We start from the raw sequence: 22,577 nt of genomic DNA, 5'->3' as shown, positions 1-22,577 counted from the left end.
CGATCTCATGAGTCGTTGGCAGGAACTGACCGGTGGAAAGTCCGGGGGCGAGTACGCCGCCCGCTTCGAGGCGCTGGCGCGCAGCGGAAAGGACGTGCACGGAGAGGCGTCGTTCTGCGCCGCCCTCGTGCCTGCCGGGGCCCGGGTGCTCGACGCCGGGTGCGGTACCGGCCGGGTCATGATCCGCCTCGCCGAGCTCGGGTACGACGGCGTGGGGATCGACCTGGACGCCTCCATGCTCGACGTCGCGCGGGAGCGGGCGCCTCAACTGCCCTGGTTGCAGACCGACCTCGCCGAGTTCGACCCGGCCGCGCTCGGCATCGCCACGGACTTCGGCCTCGTCGTCGCCGCCGGCAACGTCCTGCCACTGCTCACCCCCGGCACCGAGGCCACCGTGGTCGAGCGCCTGGCCGCGGCCCTGCGCCCGGGCGGCCTGCTCGTCGCGGGCTTCGGCCTGGACGCGGCCCACCTGCCCGTGCCGCCCACCCTCACGCTGCCGGAGTACGACGCCTGCTGCGAGGCGGCCGGACTGACCCTCGTGGACCGGTTCTCGACGTGGGACGCCGCGCCGTACGACGGTGGCGGCTATGCGGTCAGCGTCCACCGCGCCGACGCCTGACCGGATACGCGGCCTGCCTTCGGCCATGGAACGCGTGTGTGCCGGGCAGGGATCCGCCCGGCACACGCGATAGGTGTCAGCGGCTCAACTCCGGGTGGACAGAAGGCAGTTGTGCGGGGGCGTCGTAGGAAGCACACCGCGCCTTCGGCGGCGCCGTGCGTGCCGACCGGATCGCGTCGGGCGAGAGGCCTTCCGCGTACAGGGACAGGGCCGCCAGACCCATCAACGGCTGGGCCGTTCCCATCAACCGGGCGCGCGGCAGCGGCGCCGTGCTGGGGACCTCGCCGGTCGCCTTGCCGTCGACGTAGAGGGTGATGGTGTGTCCGTCGCTGGTGAGGGCGATGTCACTCCAGCGGCCTGCGGGTACGCCGTGTCCGAAGGACGAGGTGGCACCGTCGTGGGTGACGGTGACATCGCCGGGGCCGAGTTCGATCGTGGTCGTGCGGTCGATGTCGCTGAGGAACGTGGCCTTGCCGTCCAGGCGGACGCGGGTGGTCAGGGTCCACGGTCCTGGCAGGCTCGCGGCGCCCAGCCAGTAGCCGCCGGCGTCCACCTGCTTGGTCCAGCCTTCCTGCGGGTCCCGGACGGTGGTGGTGCGGACGTTGAGCGGAGTCATGCCGCTGAGGCCGCACACGTCGCGCAGGCCCCGGCGGTTCGTCGCGGTGTGTGCGTCATAGGTACCGGGAGGGAACGCGGGGTCCATGGCGTAGTCGTGGACGGGGCGGCCGGTGTCGGTCGGGCGCGGGAGCAGCGTGCCCGTGTAGCCGGGGGCCTTGCCGGTCGCGGCGAGTCGGCTGCCGAACGTCGAGAACTCCTGCGCGCTGCGCGGCGAGGTGTTCCACTGCCGGTCGGCCACCGTCGCCCGGGGCCGCCAGGTCAGTGACTCCAGCCACTGTCCTTCCGCCCAGCCGAGGTCGTCGCCCCACACATGCATGCCCCAGCCGAGCACCTTGCCGGAGGTCGGCGGCTGCCACGTGCGCGCGATCTGCTCCTCCTTGGGCCGGATGCCCCGCGCGGGCACGGCGTAGAACAGCTTCGAATCGGCGACGATGAGGTCGTAATCGGCCAGGTGCGGGGCGGTGCCGTCGCCGGTCCAGTCCATGACGACGACATCGCGGTCGAGCTTGACCTGCTCGGTCGAGCCCTCGGACCCGTCGTAGACGATCGAACGTCGACCTGCCGCGTTGACCTGGGTGTCCAGGGTGTTCAGGAAGTCGATCGCGACATCGGACACGTTGGCGTACTCGGGGGATTGCTCGATGAAGCGCTGCAGGGCCGGGCACTTCGCCATGTCGGGCGGGAGCTCGTCGCCGCCGAGGTGCACCCAGGGTGAGGAGAACCAGGGAAGGAACTCGTCGAGGAGCTCCTTGGACATCTTGAGCGCCTTGTCGTTCATGAGGTTGAACGTGAAGTCGTCGTCGAGGTGCGAGTACGAGTAGCCGGTGCACGAGTTGTCGGGGGTGGCGCCGGTGTCGCGCTCGCCGAAGCCCGGCGCCACCTCGCGCGGACCGTCGGCCATGCCGACGTGGAAGTAGGCGGACTTGGGGGAGACATGCGCCGGGAACTCGAAGGACGGGACGAGGGAGACGTTGTTCTCGGCCGCGATCCGGTCCAGCTTCTCGATGGTCCTCCGGTCGTAGCTGTAGCCGCGCTCGGCGAGCCCCGGCCAGCGCGGGCTGTCGAGCCGGAAGCCCTCGGCGTCGTCGAGGTGCAGCACGAGGAAGTTCTGCTTCAGATAGCCCATCTGCCGGATGACGTCGGTGACTTCGCGCGGGCTCCAGTACTCGCGGGAGACGTCGATGGTGTTCATGCGCAGCTCGGTGTCGGGGGAGTCGACCAGCACACCGCGCGGCAGGGCGCGCCCGTCACCGGCCGCGCGCAGCAGCTGGATGAGGCTGCGGGTGCCGTAGTAGACACCACCCGCGGTGGTCGCGGTGATCCGTACGCTGCTGCCGATCTCCAGACGGTAGCCGTCGGGGCCGAGCTCGCCCACCAGGCCATGGTCCAGGGCGACTTGGACGCTCGCGGAGTGGCGACCGGGCGTGACGGTGACCGGCATCCGCAGCTTGGTGGCCGTCTCCACGTCCCGGGCGGCGTGCCGCGCGACGGTGGCCAGGGTGCGGTGGAACACGGCCGGGTCGCTCTCCCGGGTCATGCCCGGGACGACGGTCCAGTCACCGGCGGTGCGCGCGTCGACGTCCATCCGCGTGGTGCGGGGAAGCCGCGTCGTACCGTCGCCGGGTCTCCAGGAGCCCGGCTTGGGGACGACCGCCGTCAGCGGGTCGACGGCGGGCGGTGACTCGGCCTGGGCGGTCGCGGGCGGGCTGCCCACCCCGCCCGAGACGATCAGCATGAACGCGCACGCGAGGAGCGCGGCGACGGTGCGGGCACGGCGCTGTCGGGGCATGACGTCCTCCTACTCGTAGGTGCGGTCGAGGAGTTCGAAGAAGACGTCGCCGCGGACGATCTCGAACGGGTCGTCCAGCAGCTTCGCCACCTCCGCGATGTCGCCCGGCGTCCAGCTCCACGCGTTGATGGCCGCGGCGATGAACATCGGCTCGTCCGGGTCGCGGTCCTCGATGTGCTTCAGCAGCGCGTCCCGGAAGTCGGCGCCCTTGCCCTGCGGGTAGAAGTTGCCGATCACCGGGATCCCGGCCGGGCGGGACTGGAGATCGCCGGTCTCCCAGGACTGGATGACACCCCGCAGCGGCGTGTTCTTCTTGAAGGACGCCATGACACTGTCGTCGAACGGCACCCACCCGTCGTTGTCCGCGTTGCGCGGGTTGTACGCGTAGACGAGATCCATGCCGGTGCGTCGCAGATAGCGCCCGGTGAGCTCGGTGTACGCGTCGAGCGCCGCCTTCGGCCACGAGCCCGGGTAGGTGTAACCGGCGCCGGAGGGCCCGCAGATGAGCAGGTCGTTGTCGGTGGCCGTCCTCTGGTAGTAGGCGAGTTGGGCGGGGCCGATGTCGGCGAGCAGCGGGCTGACGGTCCAGTTGACCGGTACGTCGCCGCGCTCGGGGTCGTCCCAGATGTCGCGCATGCGGCGCTGGCAGTACTGGATGTTGTCGCCCTCGCCGACGGTGAACGTGACGTACACCCGGTTGCGCAGCTCGGCCTTGGGCCGCGCGGGTACGCGGCCGGAGATCTTCGCCGGGACGCCGGCGTGCACGGTGCCGTTCATGTAGAAGTCGGCGGCGACGACCGGCACACCGTGCTGCGAGGCGCGGTCCACTCCGCCCCACTCGCCGGCCACGTCGTTGGGGAACCACCCGGCGTACGGGGTGGTGGGTTCCACCTTGGTGAGCACCTCGTCGAGGAGTTTGCCGGTGTCGCCGGACGGCGGCAGCCACAGCACCATGGCCCGGCTCGCCACCACGTAGTCCCGGAAGTAGGGGAAGGGTTCGACGCGGGTGGGCGCGGTGGCGGTCGCGGTCACCAGGTACTGGTTCCACAGGTCGGCGTCGACGGTCAACTTCCCTGTCCCGGCAGGTGCCTTGAAGTGGTAGACGAAGTAGCCGCCGCCGTCGGCGAAGCGGTTCGCCTTGTCGCCGAGCGAGGAGTTCAGGCCGTCGAAGAGGTACGGCTTCTCGGCGTCGGTGCCGGGTGTGAAGGACGCGAGTTCCTTGCCGTCCGCCGTGACCTTGACGGTGCCGACCGAGGCACCCCAGCCGTCGTCCCCGAAGGAGTCCTGGAAGCGGAGGTAGACATCGTTGTCGCCGCCCAGTTCGGGGCTGAGGTCGAGCGTGCGCACCTTCCGGTTGGAGGTGTCCCGGATCCGCTCGGTCTCCCGTGCCACCTCCCGCCACTTGACGCCGCTCACGCTCACCGTCCGCGTCGGAGGCAGGCCGGACAGCAGGGCGTGGTCGCAGTGCGGGAAGAGCTTGTCGAGCTGCCAGCGGTAGGTGGCGAGGACGTCGTCCGGGTCGAAGCGGCCGCGCAGGTCCACCAGGGTCTTCAGGCCGTGGTCGCGCGCCTGTTCCGCGGTCGCGGCCACCCCGTTCTTGAGGCCCGCGAGCGTGGTGGCGACGTTCACGGAGTCCGGGACGTCGGGGTCGACCAGGATCGCGCCCCGCACCCGGTCGCGGTAACGGCCCACCAGATCAAGGGCGTTGTCGTGCTGGGTGACCGACGCGCCGGTACTGGACAGCCAGCGCCGGTCGGTCGCGCCGTCGTCGAAGGTGAAGTAGAGGCGGGGGCCGCCACGGTTCACGGTTCCCTGAAGGGTCGTCAACAGCAGCTGGTCGTAGCCGTTCAGGGCGCCGACGTGGGCGACGTCGAGACGGGTCGGGCGTCCGAAGGACGGCAACAGGCGGGCGGGGGCGGCGCGTTGAGAGGCGGCGGCTGCCGCCGCCGGATTCGGCAGGGAGATTCCGAAGGCCCCGGCGGCCAGGGCCGCTCCGCCGGTGCGCAGGACGGTTCTTCGAGTCACCATCGGCGATCACTGCTCCTCGATTGGGCAACGCTGACATCGTTGTCGACCGTCGGTGAACGTAACCAGAGGGTGGAGCGTTGTCCATGGGGCGCACACAGACTTCCGGTGCGACATCGATCTTTGGCCGGTCCCGGCCCGCCTTCGGCCGGTCCGCGATCGAGTCGCACCGGAGGGATGTGCGTGTCAACCGGAGGGATGTGCGCGTCAGCCGGGGGGATGCGCGCGCGTCAACTAGGGCTGCGCGTACGTCAGTCGAGGACCGCCGTCGCCTCGACCTCGACGAGCACGTCGGGTTCGAAGAGACAGTCGACCCCGATCAGCGAGGCCGGGGGAAGCCGGTCGCCCAGGCCCAACTCCCCGGCCACCTCCCCGACCCCGGCCATGAACGCGTCGATCTTCTCCGGCGTCCACCGCACGACGTAGAACGTCAGCCGCACCACGTCGTCGAAGGTCGCCCCGGCGCCCGCGAGTCCGGTCGCGGTGTTGCGCAGCGCGTGGGCGACCTGGCCGGCGAGGTCCCCCGGCGCGACCCGGTCCCCGTCCGGGGTGCGGGCGATCTGCCCGCTCACGTACACATGGCGCGTGCCGGTGGCGACGGCTACGTGGTGGTAGGGCGTGGGCTGCAGCATGCCGGCGGGGGTGAAGAGGTGAACGGGCATCGGGGGCTCCTCGTGTCTAGGTATACCTTTGCTACCTGGTACACGAAGGACACTTCAATGAGACCAGGTTTCGGCATGGATACCGCCCCCGCCCCGGACAGCGAACTGCGCGTCACCGCCCCGCACCGCGAGCTCCTCGACCAGGTGCTGGACAAGTGGTCGCTGAGCGTCCTCAATGAACTCTGCGAACGCCCCCGCCGGTTCAACGAACTGCGCCGCGCCATCCCCGCGGTGACACAGAAATCGCTCACCGCCACCCTCCGCCGACTGGAACGCAACGGCATCATCGAGCGCGAGCTGCTCAGCTCACGCCCGGTCGCCGTCGAGTACCGGATCACACCCCTCGGCAAGACACTCCGCCGCCCGGTCGACGTACTCCTGGACTGGGCCACGGACCACATGCCAGAGATCGAACGCGCACGCCGGACCTTCGACACGGAGTGAACCGGCAGGCGAGGTCATGGCTTCCGCCACGTGTCTGCACACCGCCTTCACGCAGGTGAGGGCTGTTACCCGGTTATGACACGGCGATCTTGACGGTAAGGGCCGATGGGCAAGTAGGTTCGTGATGCACCGATTTACCATGACGAACCGGCGGTCACCCGCCGGAAGGAGGGGGCGTTCCATGGGTTCCCATGCCCGACCCAACCGGCTGCACAAGACCGGAGCGAGATTCGCGACGGTCGCGCTCTTCGGGGCCGTCCTGCCGATCACCGCCGGTGGCATCGCCCAGGCGGCAACGCCGGCCGCCACGCACTCCGCCGAGCAGAACGAGGGCGCGCCGGCCGCGGATGCCCAGGACGTCCCCGACGTCGCGGCCGACCACGCCTACCTCCTGGACGCCCGTGACGGCAGCCAGGAGCGCGAGATGTGGGCCGGGGCCAAGGCCGACGAGAGTGTCTCGATGGCCAGCACGACGAAGATCATGACTGCCGTGGTCGTGCTCAAGCACCCGGAGTGGCTCGACCGGCAGATCACGGTCAAGCAGGAGTACCGCGACTACGTCCAGGAGAACGGCGCCAGCACCGCCGACCTCCAGACCGGCGACAAACTGACCGCCCGGCAGCTGCTGCACGCCATGCTGATCCCCTCCGGCGGCGACGCCGCGATGGCCCTCGCCGACAACTACGGCGCCGGGACCACCACGGAGGCGCGGATCGCCGACTTCGTGAACCAGATGAACGTCGAGGCGGCGCAACTCGGCATGACCGGCACCCACTTCGACTCGTTCGACGGCATCTCGCACGGCGACAACCGCAGCACCGCCCGCGACCTGGCCAAGCTCGGCCAGCGCGCCATGCTCCAGCCGATCTTCGCCGACGTCGTGAAGCAGAAGAAGTACGAGGCCGACGCCCCGGCCGCCAACGGCAACACCCGGTACTACACCTGGGAAACCACCAACGACCTGCTGAGCAGCTACGACGGCGCCCTCGGCGTCAAGACCGGCAGCGGCGAAGAGGCCGGCTACTCCCTGGTCTTCGCCGCGAAGCGGGACAACCGCACCCTGGTCGGCGCGATCGTCGGTGCCGACAAGGAGGTCTTCGGGGACGCCACGAAGATGCTCGACTGGGGCTTCGCGCACTGACGGGACCGCCCGCCACGCCGTACGAAGCCGTCGAAGGCCCGCCGAACCCTCCGCGGTTCGGCGGGCCTTCGATGTCTCTCGCGAAGCCGCTCAGCCCTCCGGCGGAGGCGGCGGCACCGGGGCGCCCGCCGGGGGCGTGATCTTCGAGTACGTGCGGGAGACCGGGGTCTCGCCGCCCGCCGTCTCGTCGTGCTGCTCCGGGCGGTCCTCCGGCGGCAGCAGCGCGGCGCGCTTGGCGCCCGGGTCCCAGCCGGTCTCCACGACGCGCTTCTGCCACGTGATGGCCGCGGCCAGGATCAGCAGGCCGACCACGAGCATGAGGATCACGCCCGCGACGTCACCGGCCTTGGCGACGTTGCCGAGGATCAGGCCGAGCCAGCCGAAGTCGGCGTCGCCGAACGTGGTGTTGGCCGAGCCGAACGAGCCGAGGACGCCCAGCAGGAACGCGGGCAGGAACGTGATCAGCACGCCGTTGAGGAAGGATCCGAGCGCGGCGCCGCGGCGCCCGCCCGTCGCGTTTCCGAAGACACCCGCCGCGCCGCCGGTGAAGAAGTGCGGGACGAGGCCCGGCAGCACGAGGGCCGTGCCGAACGCGGGCTTGAAGACACCGACGAGCAGCCCGAGGCTGACCAGGCCGCCGACGAACGAGCAGATGAAGCCGACGAGCACGGCGTTCTGGGCGTACGGGAAGACGATCGGGGCGTCGAGGGCGGGGATCGCGCCGGGCACGACCTTCTGGGCGATGCCCTGGAAGGCGGGGACCAGCTCGCCGAGGATCGTGCGGACACCGAAGAGGATGACCGCGACGGCGATGCCGAACTGGAGGCCCTGGTTGACCGATTGCATGAGGTAGTTGCCGACACCCGTGGCGCCCGCGCCACCGTCCGTGGCGAACGCCTTGAACGCCTCGGTCTTGCCGACCTTCGCGAGGAAGATGATGGCCATGATCATGTAGATGAGCAGCATCGACAGGGCGGTGGCCACCATCGAGTCACGCAGGAAGCGCAGGCCCTCGGGAAGGTTCATCTCCTCCGTCGAGCGGCTCTTCTTGCCGACGACCTGCCCGGTGGCACCGGAGACGATGTACCCGGCCGTTCCGAAGTGCCCGATGGCGACGGTGTTGTTGCCTGTGACGCGTTTGGTCCAGGGATGCGCGAAGGCGGGCATCGCGACGAGCATGATGCCGAGCAGCACCGCGCCGACGACGACCACGATCCACGAGGTGACACCGGCGGTGGCCATCACCATCGTCAACAGCGTTGCCATGAACAACATGTGATGGCCGGTCAGGAAGACGTACGAGAGCGGGGTGAAGCGGGCGAGGAGCAGGCTGACGAGGAAGCCGAGGATCATCAGCCACGCCACGCGCGAGCCGTACTCGGCCTGCGCGATGCCGACGATCGCCTCGTTGGTGGGGATCACACCGTGCGAACCGGTGGCGCCCGTGATCATCGTGCCGAGCGGGGCGAGCGAGTTGGTGACCAGGGTCGCGCCCGCGCCGATCAGCAGAAAGCCGAGGGTCGCCTTGATGGCTCCGCCGATGACCTGACCGGCGCTCTTCTTCAGGGCGATGAGGCCGACGGCCGTGATGAGGCCGATGAGGTAGGCGGGGACGCTGAGGATCTCGTTGACGATGAATTTCGCGATGTCGACGAGGGTGTTCATGAGGACTCCTGGGGAGGGGAGCGGTGGGGGCGGGGGATCAGACGTCGTAGAGGTCGCGCATCGCCGCGTCCACCTCCTTGGTGCTGGTGAAGTCCTCGATCACCCGCACCGGAATCCCCACGTCGCCGAGCGTCCGCGCGATCTCCCGCGAGGTCATGATGGCCACCGCCTCGGACGCCTTGCCCTTCGCGGAGATGGTGTCGGTCGCCTCGGTGGTGATGTACCGGCCCCACTTCCAGCGGTCGAGCACCTTGTCCAGCGTCGACTTGAGGAACAGGCTCGTGCCGACCCCGTTGCCGCACACGGTCAGGATCTTGTGCATGCCGTGTCCTGAGCCCTTGGAGGCGGGCCGTGCGGTTGTGGCGTCGGACGGTTCCGGCTCCGGTGCCGTGTCTGTCGGGTCCGCCGGGTCCCCCACGAGGATCTGCCGCAAGGCCTCGGGCGTCGGCGCGCGGTCGAGGGCCGCGGAGGTGTCCGGGTCGGCGAGCAGGCGGGCGAGGGCGCCCATCGCCTGGGTGTGTGCCCCGGCGTCCTCGGCGGCGAGGGCGACGACGAGGTGGACCGGGTCGTTCGTCTCGTGCCCGAAGCTCACCGGCGTCGAGAGCCGGACCCATGACATGCCCGTACGCCGGACGGCGGGGGAGGGCCGGGCGTGCGCGAAGGCGAAGCCGGGCGCGATGACGATATAGGGGCCGTTCTCCTCGACGTTGCGGAGCATCTCCTCGGTGTACGTGTCCGTGCTGACGTCCGTGGAGACGAGCAGGTCACCGGCGGTGCGCACGGCGGCCTGCCAGTCGGGGGCGGCCACGTCGAGGCGGATGGCCTCGACGGGGATCAGATCGCTCAGTTCACTCATACGAGCAGTGGTCCCGAGCGGCGGGCCCGTGTCAGCACGACACGCCGGGTGAACACACCTTCGTTATGAGGTTCCTCCGTGCGCCCGTCGGGGCCGGGCACACGCGGAGGCGGCCCCGCCGGAGCGGGACCGCCTGAGTCATGCGTCATGCATCACGCGCAGGGCCTGAGCCCCCCGGGTGACCTCAGCGACCGGCGTAGTCGATCCACCGGTGGTGGTGCTTCCAGGCGCCGACGTTGTGGTGGGCGGCAGCCGAGTTAGAGACGGTGACCCCGTTGCTGCCACCCACGTTGACGAACTCCTGGCCGGCGACCCCGGCGTTGTCCCACACGTGGCCGACGTCGTGACGGCTGTCGTCGACGTCGGCGACTGCGGGACCCGCGGCCAGGAACCCGGCCACCGCGGCGACGGCGGCAGCGGCTGCGATGCGACGCACCATGAACTTCTCCTTCTGAGAGGGATCAAGTGATCACTTAAAACATCAGCAGACCGCGGCTCGAAGCGCACCTCGGGCCGCCTCAAGACACCCGCGTGCAGCAACGTGTTCCCCTGGTCGGCCCCATGACCGGCGGGTCGGGTCGACCGGGAGTCCCTTTCTCGTCAGCGGGTCACCAGCAGCCCCCGCCCCCGCAGCACCCGGCGCTCCAGCGGGCTGAAGATCAGCAGGTCGATGGCGATCCCGACGAGAAGGATCAGGAGGATGGCCAGGAACACCTGCGACATGCTGCTGTTGTTGCGGCCGTTCTCCAGCAACTGGCCGAGGCCGACGCCGAGGTCGGGCGACGAGGCGATGATCTCGGCGGCCATCAGCGAGCGCCACGAGAAGGCCCAGCCCTGCTTCAGACCGGCGAGATACCCGGGCAGCGCGCCCGGCATCACGATGTGCCAGGCCCCGCGCAGCCCGGTCGCGCCCAGGGTCTGTCCGGCGCGCAGGTACAGCGGCGGGATCTGATCGACGCCCGCGACGAGGCCGTTCGCGATCGAGGGGACCGCGCCGAGCAGGATCACGGCGTACATCATCGAGTCGTTGAGGCCCAGCCAGATCACGGCGGGCGGCACCCACGCCACCGACGGCAGGGACTGCAGACCCGACAGGATCGGGCCGATGGCCGAGCGCACGAACCGTACCCGGGCCACCAGCAGGCCGAGTGGTGTGCCGATGGCGAGGGCGAGCAGGAAGCCGAACAGGCCGCGTGACACGGACGTCCAGATGGAGTCGAGGAGCGTGCCCTGGAGCCAGGCCGTGCGCACCTCGTCCCACACATCGGACGGCGAGGGCAGCTTGTAGTCGGGGACGACCCCCGCCCACACCAGCACCTGCCAGACCACCAGCACCACCGCGACCGCGGTGAGGGGCGGCAGCACCTTGCGGCGCAGTGTCTCGCGCAGCGGCGTACGGACGGTCTGGACCGAGTCCAGTGCGTCGAGCCCGGCCTCCAGACCCGCCAGATCGCTCGGGCGCCGGGGCTCGCCGGGCGCCGGGGAGCCGTCCTTCGTCACCTCTGCGTCGAGGGTGGCGGCATTGTCAGTGGCGGCCATGGCGGCGGATCTCCCCACGCAGTTCTTCGGTGATCTCGGTCGACAGTTCGGCGACCGCGGTGTCCTCCAGGCGCCGGGGCCGCGGCAGGTCGACGGTCCACTCCCGGGCGACGCGGCCGGGGCGGGACGACATCAGGACGACGCGCTCGGCCAGGCGCACCGCCTCGCGCACGTTGTGCGTCACGAACAGCACCGACACACCCGTCTCCTGCCAGATGCGGGTGAGCTCGTCGTGCAGCACGTCGCGGGTGATCGCGTCGAGTGCGGCGAACGGCTCGTCCATCAGCAGCAGCCGGCTGTCCTGGGCCAGCGCACGGGCGAGTGCCACGCGCTGGCGCATCCCGCCGGACAGTTCGTGCACCCGCTTGCCGTGCGCGCCGCTCAGGCGCACGAGGTCGAGCAGCCGCTCCGCCTCGGCGCGCCGCTCCTGCGCCGCGACGCCGCGCAGCTTCAGCGCCAGCTCGATGTTCTTGCCCGCGGTCAGCCACGGGAACAGCGCGTGCTCCTGGAACATCAGGGCGGGCCTGCCGTCCGTGGCGATGGAGCCCGCGGACGGCAGGTCGAGGCCGGCGGCCAGATTGAGCAGGGTGGACTTGCCGCAGCCCGAGGCCCCCAGGAGGGTGACGAACTCACCCGGCGCGACATCGAGTGTGATGTCGTCCAGGACGAGCTGCTGTCCGCCGGGCGTGCCCGGTGCGGGGAAGGACTTCGAGACATGCTCGATACGCGCTGCGTGTGTCACCGTCTCGACGGCCTCGGCCGACTTGGGTGTCGTGGTGGCCATGGGCGTCACCTCCTGAGGGCTCGTCGACGCGTCGGATCGTCGACTCGCCCGGTTCGATGGGGCGTTACTTCGTGCCGAGGCCGGCGTCGTCGACCCCGTCCTCGCCCTCGGCCTTGAGGACCTTGTTGAGCGGCTTGAGGTCGTAGATGCCCTTGAGGTCCGGCTGCTCGAGGAGCCCGGACTTCACCGCGTGCTTCGCTTCGCTGTCGAGGGTCGAGGCCAGCGGGTCGTCGAGGAAGTCGATGGACTTCCAGGCCGGGTCGATGACCTTGGCGGGCAGCGCCTTGCCCGACAGCTTCTGGAGCGCCGCGTTGGCGGAGGCCTTGGCCTTCTCCGGGTTGGCGTTGATCCACTTGTTGGTCTTCACCGAGCCGCGCAGCACGGCCTCGACGACGTCCGGGTGCTCCTTGAGGAACTTCTGCGACACGATGATGTTCGTGATCACGAACTTCTTGTCGGGCCACAGGTCGGCCTCGTCGAGGATGACCTTGCCGCCTTCGGAGACGAGCTTGGACGCGGTCGGTTCGGGCACCCAGGCGCCGTCGATGGAGCCGGACTTGTAGGCGTCCGGCGTGATCTTGTTGTCCGAACGGACGACGGAGACATCGCCCTTGCCGCTCTGGGCGTCGACCTTCCAGCCCTTCTCCGCGATCCAGTTGAGGAACGCGACGTCCTGCGTGTTGCCGAACTGGGGCGTGGCGATCTTCTTGCCCTTGAGGTCGTCCAGGGACTTGATCTTCTTCGGGTTGACGACCAGCTTCACGCCGCCGGAGGCTGAACCGCCGATGATCCGCAGGGACTTGCCCTGGGACTTGGTGTAGCCGTTGATGGCGGGGGAGGGGCCGATCCAGCCGATGTCGATGGACCCGGCGTTGAGCGCCTCGATCTCGGAGGGGCCGGCGTTGAAGGTCGACGGCTTGATCTGGGTGCCGCCGAGCTCCTTCTGCAGCAGGCCCTTCTGGACGCCCACCAGGGCGGTGCCGTGCGTCAGGTTGGGGAAGTAGCCGATCTTCACCGAGTCGGCGGAGAGCTTCTTGGCGCCCGACGCGGCCTTGGCCTGGCCGCCGTCGTCGTTCGACTCGGACCCGTAGCCGCACGCGGTCAGCAGGAGGGGGAGTGCTGCTACGGCGGCGAGGGTGCGCAGGGTGGTGCGAGGGCGTGCGGCAGACACGGAGGTGTCCTCTCGGGAAATGGGTGATTCAGGGGAGGCGCGCGGGGCGCCGTGGGACCGGAGGCCGGTTTGCGGCCGGCCGCGGGCCGTCGCCACGCGGGCGGCCTCGGGCGGCCCGGCGGACGGAGACGGCTCAGGCGGCCCGACAGATGGCGCTGGACGTGCGGCCGAGGTCGATGTGGCGGCGCGAGGTCAGCAGGAGGCGCGACAGGTCCGCGCGGCTGAGCGTTCGCATGGCCACCCCCTGACTTCCCCAGTTTTCCTACCTGACAGATAGGGATCGTGGCAGAAGGAAGCGCTCACCCCAAGAGGGTGTTCATTATATGGACATACCCGTCTCGTATTTCGAGAACGGAGTGAAAACCCTCAGGCGGGAAGGGCGAACGGAGGCTGCGCACCATTGAGGAAGTAGTCGCCGATGTCGCGGAGTTGGTGCCCCAGCGGCTCGTACAGGGTGTGGGTGCGGGCGTTGCGCCAGAAGCGGTCGAAGCCGAGGCGTGCGGAGGCGGCGCGTGGGCCGACGATGTCCAGGGCCCGGGTGGTGGACTCCTGGGCGGCCCTTGAGGCGGCGGTCTCCGCCATGGTCACGAGGGCGGCGACCTCCGCGTACTCGTCGTAGGCGAGCTCGTCGCCGAGTGCCAGCGCGGCCTGTACGGCTCCCAGCGCCTGGTCGGCGAGCGCCGACGCGGAGCGGGTGAGGACGGTGAGCTCCCCGTAGGTGGTCAGCACCTGAGGGTCGTGCGGGCTGCCGACCGGCCAGGCCGGATGCAGGGGTGTCTGGCCCGTCCTGCTGTACTCGCGGGCCTCTGCAAGGGTTCCCTCGGCCGTGCCGAGCAGGACCTGGACGGAGACGAGGTGGGCGACCGGCGACGCCAGGGCGGTGCGGGGCGGCAGGAAGTCCTCGTCCGCGGAGAGCGGGCCGAGCACCTCGTCGGCGGCGACCGCCACGTCGTCGAACTCCACGCTGCCGCCGGCCGCGAGTCGCCGGCCGAAGGTGTCCGCCGCGGCGTCGATCACGACACCGGGGCGGTCGGCGTCCACCACGACGGCGAGCGGCGCGCCCGTGTCCGCCCGCACGGCCCGCACGGCGATCCGGTCGGCGGCCAGGACCCCGGTCGTGTAGTCCTGCCGACCGTTCAGCACCAGCCCGCCGGAGCTCCTGGTCAGCGTCAGCGCGGGCTCCTGGCGGGCGAATCCGCCGCCCCAGCACCACTGCTCGGCCGCGGACCGCTCCTCGATCTGCGCGGCGAGCGCGGGCCCGGCGAAGAACCGGGAACTGCCTGCCAAGAAGTAGTGGCAGCCGAGGAGTTGGCCGATCGCACCGTCCGCCGCGGCGATCTCGCGGACGACGGCGAGGGCGGCGGCCCAGTCCCAGCCGCCTCCGTCGGTCTCGGCCGCCGCCGGCGGTGTCAGCAGACCCGCCTCGCGCAGCCGGGACACCTCGTCGACGGGGGCCTTGCCCGCCTGCTCCCTGGCGACCGCGTCGGTGGCGAGATCGTCCGCCACCTCGCGGGCCACCCGCAGCCAGTACGGACGGTCGGACCCGGTCCGGTCGTGGGCCGAGGTGGGGCGGGGCGACGCGGTGGCAGGGCCCATGGTGGTGATCTCCTCAGGGTCGGTGGCAGGGGGTGGAGTCCGGGCTCTCCTGCCCGTCGGGTCGCCGCTCGGGGACGTACTTGTAGCCCACGCGTCGCACGGTGACGATCCGTTGGCGGTGGGCCCTGCCCAGCTTGCGCCGCAGCCGGGCGATGTGGACGTCCACGGTGCGGCCGTCACCGACGTGGTCGTAGCCCCAGACGGCGGTCACCAGCAACTCGCGCGTCAGCACGTGGTGGGGGCGCTTCACGAGGTGGGCGAGGAGCGCGAACTCCAGGTAGGTGAGGTCGAGTTCACGACCCTCCAGCTCGGCCACGTGCCGCACCGGGTCGATGCGGATGACGTCGTCCACCGCCGCCGGCTGTGCGGCGGCCGGCAGGGCCGGGATCGGGTCCGCGGGGTCGACCGGCCGGATCTCGGGCCGGGGCCTGCCCTCGGCGAAGAGCTCGGCGGGGTCGGTGCCCTCCGGGACGAGCAGCAGATATCCGACCATCGGGACGGAGGAGAGCTGACCGCCGGCGTGCCGCGGGGCGTCGCGGACGAGGCTGAGGTGGCGGGCGTCGGAGGGTGGCGCGGTGGCGTGGGTGGTCCGGGTCTGCGGTGCCGTGGTCATGGCGGTTGTCCCTCGGTGGTGTGTCGGGTCACCGGGCGCGGTGGGTGAACCTGCCCTGGTGACCTGGGAATTGGCGCGCGGAGCGGCACGGGTGGGCCTGTGGGCCGGGTGCCTTACGCGCGACAGCACGCGGCGCTGGCGACGTGACCAAAGTCGACATGCCGACGACGAACGAGTCGCTGCTGCGTACGGGACATGTGCCTCATCCTGTGCGCCCGTGCCGGGCCGGTCAAGTATTTCCTAGTAATTCGATAGGGAACGTGGGGAACGTCTCGCATGGTGAGAGGCGGACGGCCTCCCAGGCCCGTCGTGGCGAGGGTGCGGCTCACCGGCCGCGGCCGGTCTTGGGGTGCGCGTCGGCCGCGGTCACCCGGCTCAACCGGGCGCGAACGACGTCGAATCGGCCGCGCAGTCGCCGAAGCGGGGTGGGTGGCAACGTCCGCGAGTCGCCCCGCGCGTAGTGCCGCTCGACGTAGTACTGCCCCACGCTGAGCACGCTGGTGACCGCGATGTACCAGAGCGTGGCGACCATGAGCAGGGGAATGACCTGGTATGTCTGGTTGTAGATGAGCTGCGCCGAGTACAGCAGGTCGTGCACGGCGAGCACGCTGACGATGCTCGTGCCCTTCAGGGTGCCGATCAGCATGTTCCCCGCGGTCGGCACGATCGAGCGCATCGCCTGCGGGACGACGATCCGGCGCAGCGTGCGGCGCCTGCTGAGGCCGAGCGCCTGGGCGGCCAGGGTCTGTCCGGAGTCCACGGAGAGGATGCCGCCGCGTACCACCTCGGCGGCGTACGCGGTCTCGTGCAGCGTCAGGCCGATCAGGGCGGTGAGGGTCGGACCGAACAGGTTCACCGTCTTGACCGTGATGAACTCCGGGCCGAACGGGATGCCGATCCCGAGCGTGGGATACAGGGTTCCGATGTTGAACCAGAACAGCAGCTGCACCAGGAGCGGCGTGGACCGGAAGATCCACACATAGCCCCAACTCAACGTGCGCAGCACCGGGTTGGCCGACAGTCGCATCGTCGCGAGGACGGTGCCGAGCAGGAACCCGAGCACCATCACCGCCGCGGTCAGCCACACCGTCAGGAGCAGCCCGTCGAGCACGGCGGAGGTGGTGAAGTAGTGGCCCACCACCGCCCACTGGAAGGCGTCGTTGCGGACCACGGAGTTCAGCACCATCGCGAAGACGAGCAGCGCGACGGCGGCGGACGCCCAGCGGCCGAGGTGCCGGCGCGGCACGATCCTGGGACGGTCGGGGGCGCTCGTCGACTCCTCGGGCGGTGCGGCGGGGGAGGGTTCTACGTAGGACGACGTGGTCATCGGGGGTTCTCCGGAGAGGGATCGCGGGCATGGGTGCTCAAGGCGTAGGTGAGAACGCCCGGCGGCACTCGCGGGTACGGAGTGGGGCCGGGGCTCGGCGTCGTCACATGCGCCGCGTCCCTCAACGCGACCGGAGCGGCCGCCGCGCACGGCGGGGCCGGTCCGCCGTCGATCGTATGTGCCCGCCACGCGGATGTGTCAACAGCGCCCGGACGCCGCCGAGTCGAGGGCATCCGGCATCCGGACACCGGCCGTCCGCGGCTTGACGAACAGCTGGATGTACTGCTCAATTGTCCGCATGACTGCCCAGCGCCTGGTCTCGCGTGACCACATCGACTTCGGTCGGGTGTGGTCCGCGGCGTGTTGCGCCTGAAGCGGCAGCGGGCCCTCTGACCGGCCCTTCCCTCCCTCGGTGACCCCGTCGCGGGCCGAGCTCTCTTCCTGACGCGCGCTGCCGCGAGTCCTCATGTCACGACCTCTCGTGACACCTCACGATGCTCGACGTCGTCACACCTGTCCCGGCCCGTCGCCCTCCTTGCCGACGGGCCGTCATTCGACATGCCTGCGGTGCCCCGCGCACTGTTCGCACACCTGAAAGGCTCCCGACCCGTGAACCTGTCCGGGACCAGAACCCGACCGCGCCTCGCCGCCCTCGTCCTGCTGCCGCTCCTCGCGCTGACCGCCTGCGGCTCGGGCGACACCGACACCGACGGCGCGGCCGGGGCGGGCGCGCAGGCCGCCGCCGCGCCGACCGGCAATCCCGTCGCCGCCGTCCGCAAGGTGGACTCCGCCGCCAAGCTGCTGCCCGCGGACGTCCGCAAGAAGGGCACGCTACGCATCGGCAGCTCGACCGGAGGCCCGCCCGCCGCGTACTACCCGAACGGCACCGGCAAGAAGCCCGTGGGCGAGGACATCGACCTCGCCGACGCGGCGGCCAAGGTGCTCGGCATTCAACTCCGGCGCCAGGACGCCTCGTTCGAGACGATCCTCCCGGCCCTGGAGAGCGGCAAGTACGACCTCGGCACCGGCAACTTCGGTGTCACCGCGGAGCGTCTGAAGACCATCGACTTCGTCACCTACATCAACGACGGCCAGGGCTTCGCGGTCAAGACGGGTGACACCTCGTTCGGCAAGAAGATCACCGACCTCAAGCAGCTCTGCGGCCGGAACATCGGCGTCGGCGCGGGCACCACGTTCGAAGCGACCCTCGACGCGCAGAAGGCACGCTGCACCAAGGCGGGCAAGAAGCCCTACGACGTGCAGGTCTTCTCCGACAACGGCGCCACCCTCACCGCGATCCAGCAGGGCCGCATCGACGTGATCATGTCGACCATCAACGGCCTGCGCCACCAGGCGAGCAAGACCGCATCGGGGACCACCTTCCTCGGCGAGTTCCACCGGCTCGACGTCGGCTTCGCCTTCAAGAAGGACTCCCGGCTCACCAAGGCGTTCCAGGCCGCCGTCAACGAGCTGATCAAGGACGGGACGTACGAGCGGATCCTGAAGAAGTGGGGTACGTCCGAGTCCGCGATCGAGACATCACGGATCAACCCGCCCGAGCACACCTGAGCGGGTACGGGGACCCGGCAATGGCTCCCCGCACCCGCCCTGTTCACGGCACCGCGCCTACTTGGTGATCACCTCGCTCACCACGGGCGCGGCCGAACCGTCGGCCCACACGAGCCGCACCGCGTCCGCACTCGTCCCGGCGGGCGCGGGCAGGGCGGTGACGGAGCCGTCGAGCGGCCCGAGGTCCTGCCACGTGCCGTCGACGCGCAGCTGCACCCGCGCCTTCGAGGCGCTCGCGTCGTCCGGGCGCAGCACCGTCACCGAGGACACGGAGCGCGGCGCCGGGTACGTCACCGCGAGCGCGTCACCCGAGGCCGGGGCGGAGGCGGCACGGTAGGCGTTCTCGGGGACGCCGTCCGCCGCGGCGGCAAGGCTGCTGCCGTTCGCCGCGGCCGGGCCGCCACTCACCGTCGGACGGTCCGTCCGCGCCACCGTGAACTCGCGGACGACCAGCCAGCTCGTCTGGTCGGCCGTCGCGCGGGCACGTACGTACCGGGCGGTCGTGCCACTCGGAGCGTCCGCCGTCCACGTCGCCTTCCCGCTGAACTCCGCGCCCAGCGCGTGCCACGTCGTGCCGTCCGAGGAGTACTCCAGGACACCCTTGTGCAGGTAGTCCTCGGTGCTGCCGGACTTGCCCATGGCCACCGACACCGAGCCGAGCGGCTGCTCACCGCCCAGGTCGACACCGACACCCTCGCCCGACTTCGGCGACCGGCTGCTCCAGAAGTACGTGGAGTCGTCGCCGTCGGTCATCCGGTCGGCCGTATTGCCGTTGTAGACAGGCAACTTGGTGGTGCCGGTCGGCTGCGGCGGCAGGCCGAGGTCCTTGTTGGAGGTGTCCCGCACCTTCGCGAAGAACGGCTCTAGCACACCCTCACCGACGACCACAGGGACCTTGTTGCCATTGAGGTCGGTGTACCGGAACGACTTCGCCTCGGCGACCAGTCCGGGCAGCTGCTGACGGAGCGTCCAGGCCGCGTCGGCGTGCCCGGCGCGCTGCTCCTCCAGCATCCGCACCGCCGCGACCCCGGCCCTGCCCCACGCCCCCGCGGAGTCCAGCCACGGCCCGGAATCCTCGACGAAGCCCTTCTCGACGCCGCCGCGGATCGTCGCCGGTGCGTCCCGCAGCGCCGCGAACGCCGCCGTCAGCCGGGACGCCTGGACCGAACCGTCCGCGTACCCCTGCATCAGCTTCGCCAGCTCCGGCGCCTCCGCGGAGTCCATCCGCGAGCTGTGGTTGACGTCCGTGAACGCCCGCAGCGCCCGCGCGACCTTGGCGTTCCCGCCGGCCGTCTCGTCGACGGCGGCGCGGTAGGAGGCGTCGGGATCGTACGCCGAGTCGTTCCACGTGTAGTCGGCGACGGTGTGCAGGGCGAGCTTCGAGGCGTACGGCTGGATCATCGGGTTGGCGGTGATCCCGGCCAGCTCCTCGGCGAGCCCCTTCTCGCGACCGCTGAACGGGCCGAGGAAGAGACGCCCGGTCGCGAAGTCGTTCACGGGATAGTTGTCCCAGGTCAGAATCGCGTGCCCGAAGACCTCCTTGGCCCGCTTCGCCTGAGCCACCGTCATCGTCGGCGCCACGACACCCTCGCCCGTCCACTCGACGAGCACATCCTTGTCGAGCTGCCCGGCGATCGCCGTCTTGTACGGCGTGGAGGTGGTGTTGTAGTACTCCGTCGGCACCATCTGCAGCGGCAGCGCGCCGTCATGGGTCTTGATGAACTGCTGGTTGACGCGGTTAAGGAGATAGGCCTGCGCCTGACCGGCGGCGCCGCCGCCGGTGCCCCACTTCGCCTTGTCCGCGTCGCAGTTCCAGTCGGTGTAGCTGATGTCGTCCAGCGGCACCGCGAACTGCCGCACCCCGATATCCCACAGCGTCTGGAACTTGTCGGTGAGCGCCTTGAGGTCGTCGTCCGAGCTGTAACAGACGCTCAGGCCGGGGGAGAGCGCGTAGGTGAACTCGACGTGGTTCGCCCGCGCCCGGCCCACCAACTCCTCGATCTGGCCCAGCTGTTCGGCCGGGTACGGGTCGCGCCACTTGGCGCGCAGATACGGGTCGTCCTTCGGCGAGTACACGTAGATGTTCATCTTGTGCGCGCCGTAGTAGTCGAGCTGGTCCAGGCGCGCCTCGTGCGACCACGGGGTGCCGTAGAAACCCTCGATGACACCGCGCACCGGCGTCGCGGGCCAGTCGCGCACGGCAAGGCCGCGCACGGTGGCGCCGGGGACCTCGCGGTGCGGCAGCACCTGGCGCAGCGACTGCGCCGCGTAGTACGTGCCGGTCGGATCGGCGCCGGACAGCACGATGCGGCCCGCGCCCTTGCCGCCCATGGCGAGGACGTAGCCCTCGGCGGCGAGCCCGGCAGGACCGTCGGTGCGCAGGGCGTCGAGCGCGCCCGCGGAGGCCGGGTTCTCGGACGGCCCGCCGACGTAGACCGCGAGCGAACCGGAGCCCGCGGGGGCCTTCTGTGCGGTGGTGACGTCCCGCGCGCCGGCCGCCTTCAGTACGGCGGTGGTCAGCTTCACGGCGGCCGGGTCGGACTTCGCGCCGGTGACGACCGTGACGGCGGGGGTGATGGTGACCCGGTCGGAGCGTTGCCGCTCGCTGTGCGGGGCCGGGGTGATGGTGGGTGCGCCCCCATCGGGCCCGGACCCCGACCCGGCGCTGGCCGGGCCCGAGCCGAACGTGAGGGGAGCGGCGGCCAGGGCCGCCACGGCGAGGACGGCGATGAGCGGCGTCCTGCGGGATCTGTGCTTCGGGCGGAACATGAGTGAACCTCCACGGTGGGCACATACAACATGCTCTAGCGGACTAGACCACTCTGATGACGAGGTGTCAATGTTGCGTGAAGAAGCGGGAGTTCGAGCAATTTCACGCATCCAGGTGCTCCGCTCCGCCGACCCCCATCGCGGCTCCGAGGACCAACAGCCCCTGTGCCGTGCGGGGGTTGACGCCGGTCAGCGCGTCGACGCGGGACAGGCGGTTGTCGATCGTGTTCGGGTGGACGTGGAGCTGCTGCGCGGTCTGCCGACGGTTGAAGTCGTTCGCGAAATAGGCGCCGACCGTCGTCAGCAGGTCCGGTTCGGTGCGCAGTTGCTCCACGAGGGAGCGCAGGTGCGGGACCGCCTCGCTCTCGTGGCGGAGGTGGTACGTGAACAGGTGGTCGCCGAGTACGGCCACCTCGTCGGGGGCCACGGTAAGGGGGAGGAGGCGGCGGGCCTGCGCGGCCGCGGACGGGATCCGGGCGTGGTCGCCGGCATGGGCGAAGCCGGCGGTCATGTCGACCCCCGTGGCCTGCCGGACCCGTGGCAGCGCGGCGCGCGCCGTCTCCAGCCCGTGGTCCGGGCGGCCGGGATCTGAGGGGACGAGGACGAGCCCGCCGTCCGGATCGAGGGCCGTCAGCAGGTCCGCTTCGCCGGCCTCGTCGCTGAAGGCGCGCAACAGCTCCTCGGTGAGCCGGTGCACCTTGCGGCGCCCGGCGAGGCGGCGGCCCAGCGCGTCCCCGATGGACTCCGAGTGGTCCGTGACGAACCGCAGCGCGAGCACCGCGTAGGAGTCGGCGAGCCGGATGCCGAAGCGCGTGGCCGTCCCGGTGGCCCGCTCGCCCGCCACCAGTGCCCGCACCGTCGCCCGCCTGGCCTCGCGCTCCTCGCTGCGGGCGGCCTGGAACTCCTGCTGGTGCGCGTCGAGCGCCTCGCGCGTCACGTGGCGCAGCCAACGCAGCAGCACCGCGCCCGCCTCCGGCGGCAGTTCACCGTCGGCGACCAGCGTCAGCTCGTGCCACACCTCTTCGGCGCACAGGTGGTAGGCCTCCATGAAATGCGCGGCCGGAAGCCCCTCCGCGCCCCGCGCGTGGGCGCGCTCGCGGAACAGCCGCAGTTCCTCGTCGCGGGGCTCACGCAGTTCCCGTGCCATGCGGACGTAGAGGCGGGCCCCCTCGCGGCAGGTGTGCGCCATGTGGCGGTGCAGATGCTCCGTCACGACGCCCTGGTAGTGCGGGGAACCGTCCACGTACCTGCGCAGGATGCGGTCGACCACCGTCGGTATGCGCCGCTCCAGCCTGTCCCACAGCCCTTGTGACATGTCACAGCACGGTAGTCGAAATCTTGGTGACCAAGCGCTTACTCCCGGTGGTTCGCGTCGGCACAGTGGGATCCG

At 70.5% G+C, this 22,577-nt stretch carries 19 protein-coding genes; 4 read left to right on the top strand and 15 right to left on the bottom strand.

All coding sequences use genetic code 11. The features are described 5' to 3' along the window. Window positions 1-7 precede the first annotated feature (7 nt). The gene (locus OKJ99_RS24730; protein WP_326019595.1) at window positions 8-619 is read left to right on the top strand and encodes a class I SAM-dependent methyltransferase; all 612 of its coding nucleotides are present in this window, start codon (window positions 8-10) and stop codon (window positions 617-619) included. Window positions 620-695: 76 nt separating this feature from the next. Here OKJ99_RS24730 and OKJ99_RS24725 read toward each other — a convergent pair whose 3' ends face one another. The 3 genes from OKJ99_RS24725 to OKJ99_RS24715 form a co-directional block, all read right to left on the bottom strand. Next, a complete protein-coding gene (locus tag OKJ99_RS24725; protein WP_326019593.1) occupies window positions 696-3,026 on the bottom strand; it encodes a family 20 glycosylhydrolase in 2,331 nt (776 codons plus the stop codon). A gap of 9 nt (window positions 3,027-3,035) precedes the next feature. Continuing rightward, window positions 3,036-5,054, bottom strand: a complete 2,019-nt coding sequence (locus OKJ99_RS24720) for a GxGYxYP domain-containing protein (protein ID WP_326019592.1) — start codon at window positions 5,052-5,054, stop codon at window positions 3,036-3,038. Window positions 5,055-5,302: 248 nt separating this feature from the next. Continuing rightward, window positions 5,303-5,713, bottom strand: a complete 411-nt coding sequence (locus OKJ99_RS24715; protein ID WP_326019591.1) for a RidA family protein — start codon at window positions 5,711-5,713, stop codon at window positions 5,303-5,305. 75 nt (window positions 5,714-5,788) lie between these two features. Here OKJ99_RS24715 and OKJ99_RS24710 point away from each other — a divergent pair, with 75 nt between their 5' ends. Both OKJ99_RS24710 and OKJ99_RS24705 read left to right on the top strand, forming a co-directional pair. Further along, window positions 5,789-6,157: a winged helix-turn-helix transcriptional regulator gene (locus OKJ99_RS24710; RefSeq protein ID WP_326019589.1), complete on the top strand. Its 369-nt coding sequence runs from the start codon at window positions 5,789-5,791 to the stop codon at window positions 6,155-6,157. Between the two features lie 181 nt (window positions 6,158-6,338). After that, window positions 6,339-7,298, top strand: a complete 960-nt coding sequence (locus tag OKJ99_RS24705; protein ID WP_326019587.1) for a D-alanyl-D-alanine carboxypeptidase family protein — start codon at window positions 6,339-6,341, stop codon at window positions 7,296-7,298. A gap of 90 nt (window positions 7,299-7,388) precedes the next feature. Here OKJ99_RS24705 and OKJ99_RS24700 read toward each other — a convergent pair whose 3' ends face one another. The 10 genes from OKJ99_RS24700 to OKJ99_RS24655 form a co-directional block, all read right to left on the bottom strand. Then, entirely contained in the window at window positions 7,389-8,963 is a 1,575-nt protein-coding gene (locus OKJ99_RS24700) for a PTS ascorbate transporter subunit IIC (RefSeq protein WP_326019585.1), read from the bottom strand. A gap of 37 nt (window positions 8,964-9,000) precedes the next feature. Further along, window positions 9,001-9,819, bottom strand: coding sequence for a PTS sugar transporter subunit IIA (locus tag OKJ99_RS24695; protein ID WP_326019584.1), 819 nt, complete (start codon window positions 9,817-9,819; stop codon window positions 9,001-9,003). Between the two features lie 184 nt (window positions 9,820-10,003). After that, the gene (locus OKJ99_RS24690) at window positions 10,004-10,258 is read right to left on the bottom strand and encodes a hypothetical protein (RefSeq protein ID WP_326019582.1); all 255 of its coding nucleotides are present in this window, start codon (window positions 10,256-10,258) and stop codon (window positions 10,004-10,006) included. A gap of 161 nt (window positions 10,259-10,419) precedes the next feature. Further along, the gene (locus tag OKJ99_RS24685; protein WP_326019580.1) at window positions 10,420-11,358 is read right to left on the bottom strand and encodes an ABC transporter permease; all 939 of its coding nucleotides are present in this window, start codon (window positions 11,356-11,358) and stop codon (window positions 10,420-10,422) included. Then, window positions 11,345-12,142 carry an ABC transporter ATP-binding protein gene (locus tag OKJ99_RS24680; protein ID WP_326019579.1) on the bottom strand — a complete coding sequence of 266 codons (798 nt, stop codon included), beginning with the start codon at window positions 12,140-12,142 and terminating at the stop codon, window positions 11,345-11,347. The genes OKJ99_RS24685 and OKJ99_RS24680 overlap by 14 nt, the downstream gene beginning before the upstream one ends. Before the next feature lie 64 nt (window positions 12,143-12,206). Then, window positions 12,207-13,313: an aliphatic sulfonate ABC transporter substrate-binding protein gene (locus OKJ99_RS24675; RefSeq protein ID WP_326019577.1), complete on the bottom strand. Its 1,107-nt coding sequence runs from the start codon at window positions 13,311-13,313 to the stop codon at window positions 12,207-12,209. A 133-nt stretch (window positions 13,314-13,446) separates the two neighbouring features. After that, window positions 13,447-13,548, bottom strand: coding sequence for a putative leader peptide (locus tag OKJ99_RS24670; RefSeq protein WP_323179740.1), 102 nt, complete (start codon window positions 13,546-13,548; stop codon window positions 13,447-13,449). A gap of 131 nt (window positions 13,549-13,679) precedes the next feature. After that, window positions 13,680-14,909: an acyl-CoA dehydrogenase family protein gene (locus tag OKJ99_RS24665; RefSeq protein ID WP_326019574.1), complete on the bottom strand. Its 1,230-nt coding sequence runs from the start codon at window positions 14,907-14,909 to the stop codon at window positions 13,680-13,682. A 13-nt stretch (window positions 14,910-14,922) separates the two neighbouring features. After that, window positions 14,923-15,522, bottom strand: coding sequence for a winged helix-turn-helix domain-containing protein (locus tag OKJ99_RS24660; RefSeq protein WP_326019572.1), 600 nt, complete (start codon window positions 15,520-15,522; stop codon window positions 14,923-14,925). A gap of 325 nt (window positions 15,523-15,847) precedes the next feature. Continuing rightward, on the bottom strand, window positions 15,848-16,849 hold the full coding sequence (locus OKJ99_RS24655) for an amino acid ABC transporter permease (protein ID WP_326019570.1): 1,002 nt from the start codon (window positions 16,847-16,849) through the stop codon (window positions 15,848-15,850). A gap of 609 nt (window positions 16,850-17,458) precedes the next feature. Between OKJ99_RS24655 and OKJ99_RS24650 the strand changes: the two genes are divergently transcribed. Then, the gene (locus tag OKJ99_RS24650) at window positions 17,459-18,418 is read left to right on the top strand and encodes an ABC transporter substrate-binding protein (RefSeq protein WP_326019569.1); all 960 of its coding nucleotides are present in this window, start codon (window positions 17,459-17,461) and stop codon (window positions 18,416-18,418) included. Between the two features lie 57 nt (window positions 18,419-18,475). Here the strand turns inward: OKJ99_RS24650 and OKJ99_RS24645 are convergent, their stop codons facing one another. Both OKJ99_RS24645 and OKJ99_RS24640 read right to left on the bottom strand, forming a co-directional pair. Then, window positions 18,476-21,187: a beta-N-acetylglucosaminidase domain-containing protein gene (locus OKJ99_RS24645; protein WP_326019567.1), complete on the bottom strand. Its 2,712-nt coding sequence runs from the start codon at window positions 21,185-21,187 to the stop codon at window positions 18,476-18,478. Window positions 21,188-21,290: 103 nt separating this feature from the next. Further along, window positions 21,291-22,502 carry a PucR family transcriptional regulator gene (locus OKJ99_RS24640; RefSeq protein ID WP_326019565.1) on the bottom strand — a complete coding sequence of 404 codons (1,212 nt, stop codon included), beginning with the start codon at window positions 22,500-22,502 and terminating at the stop codon, window positions 21,291-21,293. Window positions 22,503-22,577 lie beyond the last annotated feature (75 nt).

Origin of the sequence: Streptomyces endophyticus, assembly GCF_035798155.1 — a bacterium.
Lineage (GTDB): Bacteria > Actinomycetota > Actinomycetes > Streptomycetales > Streptomycetaceae > Streptomyces > Streptomyces endophyticus.
Note: the sequence above shows the minus strand (reverse complement) of the source record. Positions and strands in the feature narration are given on the sequence as shown.

What these genes read in the sequence shown, in the direction of transcription:
- OKJ99_RS24730 (WP_326019595.1), top strand. Translation starts at nt 8, where the DNA reads ATGAGTCGTTGGCAGGAACTGACCGGTGGAAAGTCCGGGGGCGAGTAC.
- OKJ99_RS24725 (WP_326019593.1), bottom strand. Translation starts at nt 3,026, where the DNA reads ATGCCCCGACAGCGCCGTGCCCGCACCGTCGCCGCGCTCCTCGCGTGC.
- OKJ99_RS24720 (WP_326019592.1), bottom strand. Translation starts at nt 5,054, where the DNA reads ATGGTGACTCGAAGAACCGTCCTGCGCACCGGCGGAGCGGCCCTGGCC.
- OKJ99_RS24715 (WP_326019591.1), bottom strand. Translation starts at nt 5,713, where the DNA reads ATGCCCGTTCACCTCTTCACCCCCGCCGGCATGCTGCAGCCCACGCCC.
- OKJ99_RS24710 (WP_326019589.1), top strand. Translation starts at nt 5,789, where the DNA reads ATGGATACCGCCCCCGCCCCGGACAGCGAACTGCGCGTCACCGCCCCG.
- OKJ99_RS24705 (WP_326019587.1), top strand. Translation starts at nt 6,339, where the DNA reads ATGGGTTCCCATGCCCGACCCAACCGGCTGCACAAGACCGGAGCGAGA.
- OKJ99_RS24700 (WP_326019585.1), bottom strand. Translation starts at nt 8,963, where the DNA reads ATGAACACCCTCGTCGACATCGCGAAATTCATCGTCAACGAGATCCTC.
- OKJ99_RS24695 (WP_326019584.1), bottom strand. Translation starts at nt 9,819, where the DNA reads ATGAGTGAACTGAGCGATCTGATCCCCGTCGAGGCCATCCGCCTCGAC.
- OKJ99_RS24690 (WP_326019582.1), bottom strand. Translation starts at nt 10,258, where the DNA reads ATGGTGCGTCGCATCGCAGCCGCTGCCGCCGTCGCCGCGGTGGCCGGG.
- OKJ99_RS24685 (WP_326019580.1), bottom strand. Translation starts at nt 11,358, where the DNA reads ATGGCCGCCACTGACAATGCCGCCACCCTCGACGCAGAGGTGACGAAG.
- OKJ99_RS24680 (WP_326019579.1), bottom strand. Translation starts at nt 12,142, where the DNA reads ATGGCCACCACGACACCCAAGTCGGCCGAGGCCGTCGAGACGGTGACA.
- OKJ99_RS24670 (WP_323179740.1), bottom strand. Translation starts at nt 13,548, where the DNA reads ATGCGAACGCTCAGCCGCGCGGACCTGTCGCGCCTCCTGCTGACCTCG.
- OKJ99_RS24665 (WP_326019574.1), bottom strand. Translation starts at nt 14,909, where the DNA reads ATGGGCCCTGCCACCGCGTCGCCCCGCCCCACCTCGGCCCACGACCGG.
- OKJ99_RS24660 (WP_326019572.1), bottom strand. Translation starts at nt 15,522, where the DNA reads ATGACCACGGCACCGCAGACCCGGACCACCCACGCCACCGCGCCACCC.
- OKJ99_RS24655 (WP_326019570.1), bottom strand. Translation starts at nt 16,849, where the DNA reads ATGACCACGTCGTCCTACGTAGAACCCTCCCCCGCCGCACCGCCCGAG.
- OKJ99_RS24645 (WP_326019567.1), bottom strand. Translation starts at nt 21,187, where the DNA reads ATGTTCCGCCCGAAGCACAGATCCCGCAGGACGCCGCTCATCGCCGTC.
- OKJ99_RS24640 (WP_326019565.1), bottom strand. Translation starts at nt 22,502, where the DNA reads ATGTCACAAGGGCTGTGGGACAGGCTGGAGCGGCGCATACCGACGGTG.